14 protein-coding genes are annotated in these 15,043 nt (G+C 41.6%); 2 read left to right on the forward strand and 12 right to left on the reverse strand.

The window, feature by feature from the left end; all coding sequences use genetic code 11:
• Positions 1 to 115: 115 nt before the first annotated feature.
• Complete coding sequence (locus OGM63_RS15005) at positions 116 to 1,051, reverse strand: Sll0314/Alr1548 family TPR repeat-containing protein (RefSeq protein ID WP_263746389.1); 936 nt, start codon at positions 1,049 to 1,051, stop codon at positions 116 to 118.
• A gap of 323 nt (positions 1,052 to 1,374) precedes the next feature.
• Between OGM63_RS15005 and OGM63_RS15010 the strand changes: the two genes are divergently transcribed.
• Together OGM63_RS15010 and OGM63_RS15015 are read left to right on the forward strand one after the other, a co-directional pair.
• Positions 1,375 to 2,049 (forward strand): ABC transporter ATP-binding protein, encoded by a 675-nt coding sequence (locus tag OGM63_RS15010; RefSeq protein ID WP_263746390.1) that lies wholly within the window; start codon positions 1,375 to 1,377, stop codon positions 2,047 to 2,049.
• Positions 2,050 to 2,244: 195 nt separating this feature from the next.
• Positions 2,245 to 3,636, forward strand: a complete 1,392-nt coding sequence (locus OGM63_RS15015; protein WP_263746391.1) for a malic enzyme-like NAD(P)-binding protein — start codon at positions 2,245 to 2,247, stop codon at positions 3,634 to 3,636.
• A 116-nt stretch (positions 3,637 to 3,752) separates the two neighbouring features.
• Here OGM63_RS15015 and OGM63_RS15020 read toward each other — a convergent pair whose 3' ends face one another.
• The 11 genes from OGM63_RS15020 to OGM63_RS15065 form a co-directional block, all read right to left on the reverse strand.
• Positions 3,753 to 4,499: a creatininase family protein gene (locus OGM63_RS15020; protein WP_263746392.1), complete on the reverse strand. Its 747-nt coding sequence runs from the start codon at positions 4,497 to 4,499 to the stop codon at positions 3,753 to 3,755.
• 467 nt (positions 4,500 to 4,966) lie between these two features.
• Complete coding sequence (locus OGM63_RS29825) at positions 4,967 to 5,134, reverse strand: cupin domain-containing protein (protein ID WP_263746393.1); 168 nt, start codon at positions 5,132 to 5,134, stop codon at positions 4,967 to 4,969.
• Positions 5,097 to 5,240 carry a cupin domain-containing protein gene (locus OGM63_RS29830; RefSeq protein WP_375340489.1) on the reverse strand — a complete coding sequence of 48 codons (144 nt, stop codon included), beginning with the start codon at positions 5,238 to 5,240 and terminating at the stop codon, positions 5,097 to 5,099. The genes OGM63_RS29825 and OGM63_RS29830 overlap by 38 nt, the downstream gene beginning before the upstream one ends.
• Before the next feature lie 22 nt (positions 5,241 to 5,262).
• Positions 5,263 to 5,622 (reverse strand): Mo-dependent nitrogenase C-terminal domain-containing protein, encoded by a 360-nt coding sequence (locus OGM63_RS15030; RefSeq protein WP_263746394.1) that lies wholly within the window; start codon positions 5,620 to 5,622, stop codon positions 5,263 to 5,265.
• 743 nt (positions 5,623 to 6,365) lie between these two features.
• Positions 6,366 to 7,394, reverse strand: coding sequence for a PstS family phosphate ABC transporter substrate-binding protein (locus tag OGM63_RS15035; protein ID WP_263746395.1), 1,029 nt, complete (start codon positions 7,392 to 7,394; stop codon positions 6,366 to 6,368).
• 154 nt (positions 7,395 to 7,548) lie between these two features.
• The gene (locus OGM63_RS15040) at positions 7,549 to 8,643 is read right to left on the reverse strand and encodes a bestrophin family protein (protein ID WP_263746396.1); all 1,095 of its coding nucleotides are present in this window, start codon (positions 8,641 to 8,643) and stop codon (positions 7,549 to 7,551) included.
• Positions 8,644 to 8,872: 229 nt separating this feature from the next.
• Positions 8,873 to 9,508 (reverse strand): carbonic anhydrase, encoded by a 636-nt coding sequence (locus tag OGM63_RS15045; protein ID WP_263746397.1) that lies wholly within the window; start codon positions 9,506 to 9,508, stop codon positions 8,873 to 8,875.
• Positions 9,509 to 9,793: 285 nt separating this feature from the next.
• Complete coding sequence (locus tag OGM63_RS15050) at positions 9,794 to 10,015, reverse strand: hypothetical protein (RefSeq protein WP_263746398.1); 222 nt, start codon at positions 10,013 to 10,015, stop codon at positions 9,794 to 9,796.
• 544 nt (positions 10,016 to 10,559) lie between these two features.
• The gene (locus tag OGM63_RS15055) at positions 10,560 to 13,121 is read right to left on the reverse strand and encodes a CPBP family glutamic-type intramembrane protease (protein WP_263746399.1); all 2,562 of its coding nucleotides are present in this window, start codon (positions 13,119 to 13,121) and stop codon (positions 10,560 to 10,562) included.
• A 115-nt stretch (positions 13,122 to 13,236) separates the two neighbouring features.
• The gene (locus OGM63_RS15060; RefSeq protein ID WP_263746400.1) at positions 13,237 to 13,929 is read right to left on the reverse strand and encodes a Uma2 family endonuclease; all 693 of its coding nucleotides are present in this window, start codon (positions 13,927 to 13,929) and stop codon (positions 13,237 to 13,239) included.
• Positions 13,930 to 14,096: 167 nt separating this feature from the next.
• On the reverse strand, positions 14,097 to 15,043 hold a 947-nt coding region (locus OGM63_RS15065), incomplete at its 5' end, for an HAD family hydrolase (protein WP_318528463.1).

Consider the following 15,043-nt stretch of genomic DNA (forward strand, 5'->3'; position numbering starts at 1 on the left):
GTGGGGAATGGGGAATGGGGAGTGGGGAATGGGGAATGGGGAGTGGGAGTGGGGAATGGGGAGTGGAAAATCGGGAAAAGCCCAATTACCAATTCCCAACTTGACCAATCCTCAATTAACGAACAGTATTATTCAAACGGTTTGTAGCACTACGACGTTCGCTTTCAATCTGTTTGACTAAACTAGCCGGAAGTTGGGATTTTTTGGCTAGTGCTTTGTCAAAATTAGCGATCGCTTCAGTTATCATTAGCTTGCTTTTTTCTTTTTTACCCTGTTCTTGAAGGATTTGCGCTTTTAGATAATACATCTCTGGGTTATCAGATGTCATTTTCAGCGCTCGATTTGCATACTCTAGTGCTTGAGAATACTGTTTTAAATCTCGGTAGGCAAGAGCAACACCACGATTGGCTAAATATTGAGGACTGGCATTTTTTTCTAAGCGTTCAATCGCTTGCTCTGGATTGGCAAAAGGTAGATTAACAGCTAGGATCAAATCCATGTAACCCTTAATTAAATTCAGTTCTGGATCGTTGGCAGAAATGGCTTCCGCTTTGTCTAAATTTTGATAAACTTGTCGCAACAGAGTTAAAGCTTGCGGCGCACCGTTGAGTGTACCCTGACGCTGGAGAATTACCGCACCCTGCAAAAAATGACCGACAGCAGCATATAAATTGCCACGTAAGGGGTCTACAGCAATCAGATTTTGTCCGGTTTCCAATGTTTTCTTACTGTATGTGTCTAAGGTAGACAAATCTTTATTAACGTATGCTAAAGATGCCTTCATCGCATAAGCTAGTGGTTCATTTGGCTCACTAGATTCAGCTTGTTGTAAATAAAGCTCTGCCTGTTTGTAGTTACCTTGTTGGAAAATCGCTTTAAAAGCTGCTTCTGTCTTGTTGCCAATTTTCCTTTGGTCGTTAGTACGAAAAGGATCGGCAGCTAGAGATGGATTTACCCACATGAGAGCGATCGCTACTGCAAAACTTGCTTGAGCGAGCCTACCAAGTCTGGCAGACACTATTTTTTGAGGAGCGTAAAACCATTCAGTCATTGTTAACCTCCGAATAATTACGGTTGAAATAGTTTTATTTATTACTTAAAATGCAAAAAGTGTTAATTGAATTAATATTTAGTCAGAATTTATACATAATTTATATTGGTAACTTTTCCCCGTTTCCAAGCTTGTTATAGCTATTGACCAAAGGTAAGTCTGCCACAATAAAAAAAAGTACACTTCGGTAAGAAGATGGATTTCTCTTGCTGCTAAATTATTTTTTTTAGGTAGGTAATTAATTCAAGAAAATTTTCGGACTTTTTGAGTTGCTCTTAGTGTAGTTAATCAGTAATTTGCGGACTTTTTGGTAATCTTAACAAATGCTCTATCTCAGAAATCTAATTTATCATCCCACAGCTTGCCCAACACCAATTCTCTCTTCCCTGAATTTAGACCTACCAGCGCAACAACTAGGTTTAATTATTGGTCCGAGTGGTTCTGGCAAAAGTACCTTATTAGAAATTTTATCAGGACTAGCCGAACCGACATCTGGCGGGGTATTATGGCGCGAACAAGGGCTTATAGCCGAACAGTTACAACAATTAGCCGGATTGGTGTTTCAGTTTCCTGAGCGGCATTTTTGCGGTGGTACTATCTTAGAAGAATTGCGTTTGGGGCATCCAGAACTAGGAAAAGACCGAGTTAGAGAAGCACTTACTGAAGTCGGATTAGAGCATTTATCTTTGAGTACACCACCTAATGCTTTAAGTGGAGGTCAGCAGCGACGTCTAGCTTTAGCGGTGCAGTTAATTCGTCAACCACACGTTCTCCTGCTGGACGAACCGACAGCGGGCTTAGATTGGTCAATGCGTCGGCAATTGGTAAACTTATTAGCAAAGCTGAAACAACATTGGACCTTGTTAGTCGTGACACATGATGCTGGGGATATGTTAGCGATCGCTGACAACTGCTGGACACTCAACCACGGTGAACTAAAATCAGTAGACCCAACGTCGTTAGCCGCGAAAATCAAAGAACCTCAACCGATGACATGAAGTTTTCGATCTTGACCGACACCCTGAAGGGTGCGGCTATACAAACGAAGCCCACCTGCGTGGGCTATAAGAAATTAGGGTTTTTAGCCTGCGAACGCAGGCTTTGTTCGTATAGCCTCAGGCTTTAGCCTGAAGGCTATGTGAAATTTTAAATAAATTTAATATAAAATCAAATGTTTAAAATCTCAAATCACGATGGTAGCCTTAACACCTAATTCGAGTTTTAGTTTGACGATTCGCTTAGAAATTCCTAACCGTGTAGGAATGTTAGCATCTGTGACACAGGCGATCGCAACTAGTGGTGGTAATCTCGGTCAAATTGATTTAATTGAGCAAACGCGCTCTTTTTCCACCCGCGATATCACTGTGGATGCAGCTAGCACCGAACATGCGGAAACCATTGTCCAAGCAGTAAAAGCTTTACCAGACATAAAGGTGCTGAATGTTTACGATCGCACGTTTAATTTACATCGCGGCGGTAAAATCAGCATTGCGAGCAGAATTCCCCTCAAAAGTGTCTCTGACCTAGCAATGGCTTACACCCCTGGAGTTGGTAGAATTTGTACAGCGATCGCCCAAAATCCCGAAGAAGTTTACAACTTAACTATCAAAAAAAATACTGTCGCGATTGTTACAGATGGTAGTGCAGTTTTAGGTTTGGGTAATCTCGGTCCGAGTGCAGCTCTGCCAGTTATGGAAGGAAAAGCGATGCTGTTTAAAGAATTTGCAGGTATCGATGCTTTCCCGATTTGCCTTGATACTCAAGATACAGACGAGATTGTCCGTACAGTAAAAAATCTCGCTCCAGTTTTTGGGGGAGTGAATTTAGAGGATATCGCAGCTCCTCGCTGCTTTGAAATTGAACGGAGACTGCGAAGTGAGTTAGATATCCCCGTTTTTCACGACGATCAGCATGGTACGGCAATTGTCACTTTAGCCGCGTTATTTAATTCCCTGAAGTTAGTACATAAGTCAATGGCGGAAATCCGTATTGTGATTAACGGTGCGGGTGCTGCGGGAATAGCGATCGCTCGTTTACTTCGCAAAGCCGGTGCAGAAAAAATCTGGATGTGCGACTCAAAAGGCATTATTTCCATTAGTCGCACCGACTTAACCGAGGAAAAGCGGGAATTTGCGGTGAAAGCGCAGGGTACTTTGGCTGGTGCAATGCAAGGTGCAGATGTCTTTATCGGTGTCAGCGCCCCCGGAGTGTTGACACCAGAAATGGTACAATCAATGGCGAAAGATGCGATCGTCTTTGCAATGGCAAATCCGATTCCGGAAATTCAGCCAGAATTGGTGAGTAAGGATGTTGCTGTCATCGCTACGGGACGAAGTGACTACCCAAACCAAATTAATAACGTCCTGGCGTTTCCAGGGGTGTTTCGTGGCGCTTTAGATTGTCGAGCGGGGACGATTTCCGTACTAATGTATCTGGAAGCTGCTAGTGCGATCGCTTCTTTGGTTAAACCTTCAGATTTGAATCGCGAACATATCATACCTTCAGTCTTTGATGAGCGAGTTGTCAATGCTGTTGCTGCTGCTGTGCAACGTGCAGCGCGCTCTGAAGGTATCGCTCAAAGTTAAATAAGCCTATAGGGTTATATCTCACGCAAAGCCGCAGAGGCGCAAAGTAGAACTTTTTCTCATCTTTAAGTTAGAGTTTTATGATGATATCAATACTTTGCGGCTTTGCGTGAGGTTTATTCTGCGTTGACAAATTCTAAATAATCGTTGCTGAGTTCTTTGACTGCCAAGTCGTAAAACTGCTTACCGTGTTCTGGTGTCGCTAATGCAGGATTTGAACCCATGCGTCCATCTGGGAAACGTTGACGAAAGTCGGTTGCACTGTAAATCTTATGTCCAGTTCCTACTTCTGTTGATAGGGGTGCTTGTTTAATCGCTTCTGGATAAACGTACTGGGTAAGAGCTACTTCACTCGGCGTTGCGTGCGAACCTTCTTGATTGCCGTATAATTCTTTAGCTAGTTTATATACAGAACCGCACATAAACCAGTTTGCAACTTGACATTGCACTTTTAGTGCGTTGGGTATCTGCAAATCTTCTAAATGAGCGTAAGTTTCGGAAAAAGCAGCTTTCAGGGTGGCGATATTACCACCGTGTCCGTTGATAAAATAGAACTTGGTAAAACCGACTTTGGTTAAACAAGTTACATAGTCTTTGACCAGGAGAATCAAAGTGCTAGGACGCAAACTGATTGTACCGGGGAAAGCGGTGTGATGCAGCGCCATGCCGACATTGATTGTCGGACCAACTAATGCTTGAGTTGCTTCACCAACACCACGAGCGATCGCGGAAGCACAAATCGCATCAGTCCCAATTAATCCTGTTGGTCCATGTTGTTCGGTGGAACCGATAGGAAGGATTATACCACGAGACTGCTCTAAATAAACCTCGACTTCCTGCCATGTACTCAAATGTAATAACATCTTTTTTCCGAATTCCAATCAAAATTGCCGTGGGAGTTTTTAACCCCCACTAATATGATTATGAGCGACATCTCAAGAATAGGTTTTAACGCAATACCGTTCTGTTTAGCCCCAAATCCTCGTAGAGACGTAAGCTAGCTACGTCTCTACATACATCCCATTTTTGACCACCAATTCCTTAACACCAACGGTATTGGGTTTTAAGGTAGTAACGGCTAAAGCCCTTAAAATCAAAGCTTTGAGCGGTAAACCGCTCACTACGACGAGTCAAGTTAATGATGAAGTTGCAACGAACTTGTTTATTTAGATAAAGGGACAAAAAGTTGTTAGCTATTAAATGCGTGGTGTGAAGAGAAGAAAAAATTGTTTAGAGACTGCTATGATATCAAACTTGTCATTTGGTTCAATTTGTGATACCAGCTGTCTTTTATAGCGTTTCAGCTAAAAGCTAATTGCTTCATTCTTGACTAATCAAAGAAATAATGTTTTTTCACGTCGCTGGTAATTTCCCACATACACGACATTCCTGCGGGAAAGGTTACTAAATCACCCTGACCCATTTTTACAGGTTGTCCCCCATCAGGGGTAACTATGACATCACCTGCATTCAAAGTAACAAGTTTCTTGAGAATCATAAGTCCAAGGAAATTTTGATATTTCTTTTTCCCAAATGTCCCATATGAACACACCTAAGTTGTGCAAATGTTCTTGAGTGGGTTGATGCTCAATTTTAATTTCCATGCTGCCTTAATCGTAATTACAATCAGCAGTAAGACTGGATGTCTTCACCACATTGATCTACTAGATAGCACAAAGCGCGAAAACGCAAACCGACAAACTGATCGTAAAGAGGATTGAGCTTGCACATCGGTGGGATATGAGCTATTTTGCGACCGAAGAGAATTATATCGCGCTCAAAGGGACATTGTGCGGGAATTAGTTTAGCAATAAATTTCGCTAATTTACGATTTTGAATTTCTAGGGAATCAAGCCATTGACGTAATGGTTGCAGGAAATCAGGTTTAGGTTGAGCAAGTTGACTTTTTCTTTCTGTCTTGTTAATTTCTTCTGCGGAGTTAACAAAAGCAGAGAAAATAATCGGTCGATTGTTTGTTCTGAGCATATTCTTAACTAAGATTTTCCTGGTTTGAATGATTTTCTGTTCTGGTTGCGTATTACTACGCTAGCTCTTTTCGCCATTTTAATTGTGTCTTAAATACAATCATGGCAACAGAGAATGAATTGATTTACACGAATGACATGATAGTCAAATTGTGTAATCAATTGATATTTAAACTCACCCTCCGGACTTAGAACTGTCCCGTTAAATACAAAATAACAAAGAAATTATAAAATTGGTATTATTTGAAATTATTAATCTATTAAGCGGAGCTGTTAGGTATGTGGTTTTATGAGTTCAATGTAAATGAATTAACTGGAAATTAAACAGTATCTGGAGACGTAGTTTTTCTGCCCAAAATGCAGTTTTACTATGAATCAAGCCAGATTTAGCCGGAGATAGCCCGAAAATTAATTCATTTTAGATTACCCATTCTTGAGTAAAATGTTATCTATATTACAAAACTTCATAATATATATTATCTAATATCAATGCAGCATATCTTGATAAGTTTAAGCAAGTATAGTCATCCAATTAACTAATAAAAAATGGGGATCGCCTAGCCTGGTTCAATTTGGGAAAATTATCACCTCAAAAACTGCGGATAGTCAAAGCAAAGAGCGGCAACGAAAAACGCCACCGCCGAAAAGCTTTACTCATGTGCTTTCCTTTGTATGATGAATTTGAGGGCGATCGCTTTATTTCAAATCCCATTCATCGGCTCTGAAAGTGCGATCGCGCTTCAGCTAAAATAAAGTCGCTCGTTTGCGTAACACTTCGGTAAGGGTCAGGTTTAAGTGAGTTTCCCCATTAAACACTGTCCCAACCTCACCTTGATTGAATTGAACAAAATCTAAATGATAGGCTTCCTCTGATAGAGGAATATAGCCAACCTGATGAACCAACTTCGGAGCCTTTGCCAGGTAAAACTCGACAAATTCCTTCAATTTGGGTTTGACTTGGGCAGATCCGTAGTTGATGTAGATAAACAGTGGACGAGATAGGGGTTGATATAGATTTTTATCCATAGCTTGAGGTGAAGGCATCGTAGCACCCTTGCCGCTGTCAACCGCTAAAGCTTTTAGTTGAGCTGTGTTGGCTTGGTAGTAAGCAATGCCAAAGTAACCCAAGCCATTCGGATCTTGGCTAACTCCCTTGAGCAGCATGTTATCATCTTCACTACTGGTGTAGTCCTTGCGCGATTTGGATTCACCCTCCATTGCCTGGATGAAGTAGTCATAGATGCCAGAATCCTTGTTTGGACCATACAGGTTGAGGGGTTTATCGGGCCAGTTGCTACGAATCTGATTCCATTTGGTAATTTTGCCTTGGGCAGTAGGTTCCCAGATTTTCTTTAACTCGGCAATGGTGATGTCCTCTGCCCAATCATTTTTGGGATTGACTACTATGGTGAGGGCATCAAAGGCAACAGGGAGTTCTATATACTTGACCCCGTGTTTTTGGCAGACTTTCATTTCCTCTTTGAGGATGGGACGCGAAGCATTGCTGATATCGGTTTTACCTTCACAGAACTTTTTAAAGCCATCGGTGGTACCAGAAATGGCAAGGTTTATTTGCACCTTGTTGCCTTGACTGCTGTTGAACTCCGAAGCCATCAACTTTGTAATCGGATAGACCGTACTAGAACCATCAATGTCAATACTCTGCTTTTGGATATCGGCACTACTGAATGGATCGTTGACCATTGCTGTAATAGCAGTCATTAAACCGAGAATTCCAAGGGGGATTGCCCACCGCTGTAGTGTTGTATTCATTAGCTTAATCCCATACTCTGAAATAAATTAACTATCTTGCCTGTCATCAGCCTGATTTTGCGATAAATTCGCTATACTTAGGCGCAATTTTTCAAGCCGCTGATAGAAAAACCTGTGTCTTGAGTAATTTGCTCTTCCCCTTAGGAATGTGAGCCTACCTAATTGACTGGCAGGAAGGGTAAAGATCGTCAATATTGCGAAGCATTGTCTTACAAATGACATCTAAAGGTAAGTCGTTTGGATCGTGACCGAAAGGTTCTTCAATTTCCGCTCCGATTTCATCAATTCCAAGCAAGATAGAGCTAAGAAAAGCTAATATCGGTCCAGTCCACCAAGTTAGACTACCAACCAATTCCCAAGGAAGCAGCAGGAAATAAAACGTCAACAGCATCTTGAGAGTAATGGTATATACTAGGGGCACTGGTGTTTTCAAAATGCGCTCACAGCCACCTAAAAGATTCACAATTTCATCCAGCAATTGATGTAGAGCATTCAACTCCATGTCATTGATACATTGACGCTCATACTGATGCTGGAAATAATCCCCAATCCAGTAAGCAATCTTTAGCGGGGGATGATTTATGTCTTGGAGCGTGTAATACTTCGAGGATGACATTAAAGAAGCTAATTCAGAATTCACTGGTTCTCTTCGCAATTGCAGCTTCATTGCCACAGCAAACGCAACCACTAGTCGCAATATTGCGTCTTTTTCTATTCTATCTTCTGGCTCGCGCTCTTCAATGACGACGCAGATTCTCCGAGTAATATTGCGAACGGTGTTGACCATTCCTCCCCACAATTTACGAGCTTCCCAAAAGCGATCGTGGGCTGTATTTGTTCGGAAAATTAATAGTAACGATAAGACAATGTTGAGAGAAATAACAATGTTGGGAATACCTTTGAGCTCACTATTCACTTTTGCTAAATGCCCAGAGTAGTTGAGCAGTGAAATAAGAAAGCCGTATCCTCCCCACAAAATTACCCAAGGAAGAATTGCCAGAACTACTGTTTCTGTCAGGTATAAAATTACTTTAATTGCAGAGAATTCTTCGCCTGAGTATAGTCCAAACCTTTCGCTAAACGATCTCTTCGCAACATATTTTTCTTTGGATAAAAATCCTTTTGGATATTCTCCCAATATATTTTTTTTTTGAGAAATCGAGTTAGAAAGCTTTTCCTTAGATTCGTTAATTTTATTTTGGTTATGTTCTGGGAGATAAGAAGTCTTTTTCTTATTGGGGTCTTGCATATCTAAACCTCCGAAAAATGTTCTTAATTTGATACTTTACACAAATTTAGGTTATTACGAAAAGATGATGTTAGAGCGTGGGCTATATAGCAATACGGTTCACTTAACCCCCATCGCACGATTGTAGAGACTTCGGACGATCGCATCTCTACAGGTCTAAAATCAGTCCTAAAAATCCTTAACACCAAGCGACCAAAAGCGATAGTCCATCGCCTTTGGTCATCCTACCTCAAAATCCAGCAAGAGATAATGAGCGAAGTTCCCATTGTTTGGTTGAGACTTCCAGGTCTGTGATCAACCCGGTCTTTATATCCACCACCCAGCCATGAACCTCAGGTGCTTTTTGCTGTTCGAGTGACTGACCCATAATGCTAGTTTGGTAGATATTTTTAACTTGCAGTACCACATTGAACTCTGCCAAACGATTTAGTCGTTGTTCTTGTGTTGGCAAAGCATCAATTTCGTCTTTTTTTTCTAAATATATTTCTCGAATTGGATTCACCCAATTATCAATAATTCCAATTGTTCTGCCTTCTAAAGCTGCCTTAATTCCACCACAACCGTAGTGACCAGCAACAATAATGTGTTTTACTTCAAGATGAATAATTGCGTAGTTTAAAATTGCTAAAAAGTTCATGTCCGTGAGAGAAACTTGATTGGCAATATTCCGATGGACAAATAACTCCCCAGGTTCTGTGCCAGTAAATCTTGTTAGGGCTAGACGACTATCTGAACACCCAATGTAGAGATAGGGTGGTTTTTGTCCAGATGCCATTTCTTCAAAGTAACTTCTGTCTTGGGCTTGTTTTTGTGCAACCCAAGCCCGATTATTTTTGATGATTTGTTCAATGCTGTTATATTTCATAATCTAATGCTCGAATAAATGTCGTTGATTTTTTTTGGGCTACAATAACAGTCACACTTTTAGATATGTTGTGGACTAAAAATTAGGACTTACGCATTGGAAAAAAGCTGATTATGTGATTAAGACTTAACTTGCTTTCTTTTTTTATATAGGTGCAAGCAAAATTAATTTATGCACATTTGAGATAGATTAGGAAATTTTTTCTGAGTCTGACTATTGCCAAATCATACTTTTATTTTAGTGCACATAATCATCTATTTGTCAAGTTCGTAACTCCTATAAATGTCACTCATTAGTACTCATTTTAAATTCTCCTATTCTCACCTTGGCAATATTAAATTTTTTATCTAAATCTGCTTGCAGATATGAAATTACGGAAGTAGTATGATTTTTAGATTCTGTGAAAATATTGTTGCCTTCAATGACTTGAGTTTTTAACACAGCTTGATAGGCTTGCTCAAGACAACGCTCAGATGTTTTGAGAAAATGTTGATTCGCAGATGGCAAAGAGTTTTTCAATTTTGTAACTAAGTATAAATATTCTCCGCGTTACCGTGTCTCCTCTCGCGATGTCAACCTACACCTGTTAATTTTGGGTTGGTTAAGTACTAGGACTATTTTACAGTAGTGCTTAGGGTTCTCTTAATAAGTTACTACCTCAAAAAAATTACTTTAATTGTGATTTTTACTAGAGATTATTTTTTCACCTGATAATATACAAAAAACAATATTATCTTATAAGATAATCTTTGTCAAGTAAGTTGACAAGATAAATATTCTTTTCAAAAAAAATATTATGAATAAAAAAATTAATAGTTTGACATTTAGTCAAAGTATTCGTGAAATATCAATCAAATTCTATTTAAATAGAATTTAATTGAAGATTAACTTCTATTTAAATACCTGGTCAACAGTAGACACAAAGGAAGTGGAAATTAATTCTGCGTTAAGTGATCGGACGAGGGTAGAGACTTCGTCCGATTTTGAAGCTCACGGCTAGTAGCTTTCGGTTTTATTTAGGTGTGTCATAATATGCGTTACATTGCACTCATCAGGCTGGGTGTGTGTGGTGCGATCGCAAATGACGCATTCCTCCGAATCCTAATAGCCAAACTAACAAGATAATACAGTGGATAGACGATATTGTCCACAGACAACCGGTCAATCCATAGGCGATCGTACAGGCTAAACCCAACAATGCCGTTAATGCAAGGAAAACTGGCTGAAAAAAGGTGGGCATTCCCGCTTTATAAAAGGTTTTGGCATTGAACGGGTGATAAAGAACAAACAGCAGTAAACAAAATGCTGCCCACAATGACCATGTTACCGAGTTGACTAGTTCTATGGGGTGGGGAAGCATCAAAACGCGAAATACTAGCTCTTCAACAAAAGCGGGAATTATGGCAGATCGAAATCCTGTAAATAGCTGGTTAGGTAAATTAATGTGTGAAAAATTAAAGCGCAAAAATCCGGAATACAAGCCCAAGGGTAAAGCGATCGCGCTATAAATCAATAATGTCACCGCAACTATCAGCCAATCTCGTTGATCGGGTATGACAAAAGACCCGAAAACACGATTGAACAGAATCGGGAACGGTGCAACATTGGTAAAGGGAAGCTTCAACTTGCCAAGTACTGCCGTTGCTTCTTCTGGCATAATATCCTGCTGCCATCCACCAATTTGGTTGCTTCGCAGAAACCAGAGTTTTGCATTTTGGCTTAAGAAGATACTAGCAAGTTCATCGTGGGCTTGTCGGGGTAACATTGTTCGCCAACTCGTCAGCGCTGCCCAGATGCTACGCTTTTGAGACAAGGTTGGCTCTTCTTCGTTACCGATTCCGCTCAACGCAGATGCATTGCTTTCCCAGTCTGCACGGACTATCCCCAAAGGACTCAATTGCCGTTCTAAGGATGAACCGAGAGAAACTAGCTGTTGAAAGCGCAAAGTTTGGGCATCGTTAGGATGAGCGTTGAGCCACTTTTGAATTGCAGGGTTTGAAGTAACTCGTTGTTCGATAACTTTCAAGGTAATGTAAAGCGCTTGATTGGCATCTTGAACACAAGAAGTAGCAGGGCTAACTGTAGCACTTCCTGTCCCATCTCCGACTCGATAGCGAGCCATCATAATCTGCAACTGCCGGGTAAATTCCTGCAAGGGTGAAAGCTTGATGCCATCAAAATTATAATCTTGCGTCACAGGTTCAAACTTGACGACAATATCAGAAACGGGTCGCGTTGCAGCCCATCCCCATTGAAAGTTGCCCATATAGTCTGCCCAGCGGTGTGTCCCGGATATCATCGCATCGGGACTGTGAGCGTAAACCTGATGATATTTGATGTCAAACCGTAAATCTTGGGTGAAGGGGTCGCGAACTACTTCAGCTACCCCAAAGGCAAAGTGTCCGGGGACAGTGTTTGCTAAACGCATCAGCCCACTGATTTCACCTTGTTTGCCACCAATACCCCCAAATAGGTGCATGACGATCGCTTTATCTCCTGGTTTCCAATTTGATAGCGCTACCAGGCGTTGGGCTACTGTCGGATCGAGCAAAACTGTTTCAATCTTGCCTTTGTTTTGCTCGGTGTTGCGCCAATTATCTACTTTAATGTATTTTAGCCCTGGGGATGTTCCCAACAATACTCGATCTGGTTCTACTTTAAAGAGCGATCGCGGTGCTACTGCTTGAGTCACAAATATACCTTTGGCATCTCTTGCACCGTATATATACCACCCTTCTTTGCCGGCGGGGGATGCTTCAATTTGGCGCCCAGTTGATGAAAAGAATGCCCGTGAATCTAAAATTTGTTGGGGAATCCTGACTGTTCCCTCTGGTCCGTCAAAGTTACCGGATGCCGGATTGTAATGACGAATGCGGAAGTATTCGCTCGGACAGGGGCGCGTCCCAGGACAAAATTTCGGAGCAGGATAGGTGCTGCTTGCTACTTCTGGTTTCAGAATTTTCACTAAAGCATAAAAGCGTCCGGTTGCCTGGGTTGGTTCTTCGTCAATTTGCAGAACTGGTTTACCGTCACTACCTGCCACGACATCGGCACGGTCTAAGGTGACAATCATATCATCATTCGGTTTGGCACCAGCGAGTGACTGTAGCGGTCCGACATGAAGACGACCGTCGAGACGATTTGGATGGACTATACCTTTATTTTGACTTTTGATGGTGCCACGAGTAAAACGCACATCTCTGGTTGTTGATTTTACGTAAGAATTTAACTCTGGCTTGTTTTTCCATTCCAAACGAACGACTTGACCGATGAGGTTTTGCGCTTGTGTCGGTGCATGTTGAATTAGTAACCACGACCAGTCCCCCGATGGTTGCATCTGTTCAAAGGTGGGTAAGATTAGTTTTCCTACCCACTCACCAACAGGTCGGTAGAGTTTTAAGTTTTCGTTATTGCTGATTGGGTAAAATTCAGGCTGATTAAATTCTTGCCGTCTATGAATAGCGTAATTGCTTTCGCGTTTGACTGCTTGTTGCGGTCGGGGGTAAAATAGAAAGATTGCGATCGCACTGATAATCAAGAGTAATAAGAAACTCCAAAATCGTAACTTTCGCACCTTTCCCCTCGGCTTAATTTCTGATTCCTTGCCCTGCATAGAAGCTATATTGTTTGTTTTTACATAGCATCAGCGAAAATGCGGAGCAAGTGCAACTTTTTTATTTCATCTTAATATGATTTGAGTGGTGCATCGGGGAAGGTTGCAATTTAAATTACTCAGTATCGACATCAACACCAAGCGATCGTAATCTTGCCTTTAACTGTTCTACCTCTGCTTGTGCTTGTTCTGCACGTTCTTCTGCTTGCTGCCTTGCGACAACTTCTTGCCGTAGCGCTTGTGCTAGTTCGTCAGGAATCAGCAGCTTTTCTCCTGTATCCTCTCGATAAAAATTAATTAGCCGTCCCTCAGCTTGTAAGCGTAACTGTAACGGTTCACTGCGATTATCAGATATTGTCTCGTAAATTTCACCCCGCAAACGATAACCGCGTAATTGTTCTTCTTGCCACTCGCATTTCGGGTCAAATAGCCAGTATTCCTTGACTCCTAACTGTTCATAAAGAGTCTTTTTAAAGATTTGGTCTTGGTCTTTAGTGCCACTGGATGTCATTTCAAAAATAACACTGGGCACTTGACCTTCTTCCCAGATTTTATAATTGTCTCGACCTCCGGGGGTGACATCAAAAATCACCATCACATCTGGGGCAACCCGCAATTTAGGATATCCCTGAGCGTAATACATAAATTGATTTGCTAAAACAGTTGCCTGAGTTTCTGCTAAATACTGTTTTAATACTGCCAGGGTGGTTAGCAAAACATAAAGGTGATCGTAAGTTTCTGCCACGGGTTCACCATCAGCACTGGGGTAGAAAATTTCCGATTGAGCGACTGGTATTGTAGCTGTCATAGTTGTATTTGGTGCTACGAACTTATTTTAGACGAAGTGAATGCTTCAGCGCTGATACCGTTTCACAAAAACCTTGATACAAATACAGACCTGTAGAGACGCGAAATTTCGCGTCTCTACAAGATTCATATGTATCGCTATTAACGTGAAATGGTATGAGGCGCCGATTACGTGTTATTCAGTATTTTTACGGTTTGCAACAAATAATCAGATAACTCGCAAAATCCTGCACCTTCAGATGCAGTGGTGATATATACAGGTTGATGCTGCAATTGATTGGCATATTCCATCACATTCGCTACACCCACAGAAATGGGAAAATAACGTTGATCAAATAAACTTTCATCATTGGGGCTATCACCAACGGTGACAACTTGTTGAGATGAGTAACCAGGAAAGTATTCTCGCAATACTTGCAATAATCCTACAGCTTTATCTTGCCCCAAGGGTTTGATGTGACACTGGACGTTGCTGTAGGTGAATCCCCAACTCAGTTGTTGACAGAGATTACCTAAAGAAAGCAGTTCACCTGAAGTCAATGAAGCTACGTCAAAAGTCCAGTCGGTAATGCGAAAGCGATTATCAGCAGATTCTCGGATTTGGGGAAAATGTGTTTGTAATTGGGCAAAAGCTGCGGCTAAATGTTGACGATGAGCAACTAAATCGGGAATGGGGGTTAAAGCGACAGTTTCGTTATTAGATGAATAGAATATACCGCCATTTTCGGCGATCGCACCAGCGATCGGCATCAAGCTACTTAGTCCACTCACCCAGCCTGCGGAACGTCCAGTCACAATTACTACTTTAATTCCAACTGTGGCTAAATTCTCCAAAGCTTGCAATAAGGCAGAAGTAAATTTACCTTGCTGTGTTAGGGTGCCATCCATATCTGTAGCAATCAGACGAATGTTGCTAAAAGAATTGATTGGGGCAATGGGCAATGGGTATGGGGTATTGGGCATGGATGGGGGAGTGGGGCAGTGGGGGAGTGGGGCAGTGGGGGAGTGGGGCAGTGGGGGAGTGGGGGAGTGGGGGAGTGGGGGAGTGGGGGAGTGGGAGACAAGGGGACAAGGGGACAAGGGGACAAGTGGACAAGGACAATAATTCTTCTTTC

The sequence above is a fragment of the Plectonema radiosum NIES-515 genome (assembly GCF_025753815.1).
GTDB lineage: Bacteria > Cyanobacteriota > Cyanobacteriia > Cyanobacteriales > Nostocaceae > Hassallia > Hassallia radiosum_A.